Source organism: Mesorhizobium sp. M7A.F.Ca.MR.362.00.0.0, from assembly GCF_004023175.1.
In the GTDB taxonomy this organism is placed as follows: domain Bacteria; phylum Pseudomonadota; class Alphaproteobacteria; order Rhizobiales; family Rhizobiaceae; genus Mesorhizobium.
The window spans coordinates 1-1,098 of sequence record NZ_RZTF01000782.1; the positions used below are offsets into that span (position 1 = coordinate 1).

1 protein-coding gene is annotated in these 1,098 nt (G+C 65.3%); it reads left to right on the forward strand.

Annotated elements, in window-relative coordinates; translation table 11 throughout:
* On the forward strand, positions 1–1,098 hold a 1,098-nt coding region (locus EOC06_RS37655), incomplete at both ends, for an efflux RND transporter permease subunit (protein ID WP_164899013.1).

Below are 1,098 nucleotides of genomic sequence, written 5' to 3' on the forward strand. Positions count from 1 at the left end.
GCCAATGCCCACAGTCCGAAGGGCGCCATCGATTTCGGCTCGCAGCGCTATCAGATATACGCCAACGACCAAGCCAACCATGCGGACGCCTATCGCTCGCTGGTGGTAGCCTATCGCAACGGCGCGCCGGTGCGGCTTTCCGACGCCAGTCAGGTCAACGATTCTGTCGAGAACATCCGCAATGCCGGTCTGGTCGATGGCAAGCCGGGCGTGCTGATCATCCTCAACCGCTCACCCAACGCCAACATCATCGCCACGGTGGACCGGGTGAAGGCGCTGATGCCCTCGCTGCGGGCTGCGATCTCGCCGGCCATCGACCTGTCGCTGGCGGTCGACCGCTCGACCACCATCCGCGCCTCGCTCTGGGAAGTCGCACAGACGCTGATGATCGCCATAGGCCTGGTGATCCTGGTCGTCTTCGCCTTCCTGCGCGACGTGCGCTCCGCACTGGTGCCTGTTGTGGCGGTGCCGGTGTCGCTGGTCGGCACGCTGGGCGCCATGTACCTGCTCGGCTTCAGCATCGACAATCTGTCGCTGATGGCGCTGACGGTCGCCACCGGCTTCGTCGTCGACGACGCAATCGTCGTGCTGGAGAACATCTCCCGCCACATCTCGGCCGGCATGGGTCGCATCGAAGCGGCGATCAAGGGTGCGCAGGAGGTGGGCTTCACCGTGCTGTCGATGAGCCTGTCGCTGATCGCCGTCTTCATCCCCATCCTGCTGATGGGCGGCATTGTCGGCCGGCTGTTCCGCGAATTCGCCATCACGCTGTCGGCCGCAATCCTGGTCTCGCTCGCCGTTTCGCTGACCACCACGCCGATGATGTGCTCGATCCTGCTGCGCCCCGAAGGGGAACGCACGCACGGCCGCCTCTACCGCTTCAGCGAGCGCGTCTTCGACGCCATGCTGGCAGGCTACCGCCGGTCGCTGTCCTGGGCGCTGGATAACCCGCTGCTGGTCATGGCAGTGCTCGCCGCGACGCTCTGCCTCAACGGATATCTCTACGTCACCATCCCCAAGGGGTTCTTCCCGCAGCAGGACACCGGCCGGCTGACCGGCTCGATCCAGGCCGACCAGGCGACCTCCTTCCAGTCGATG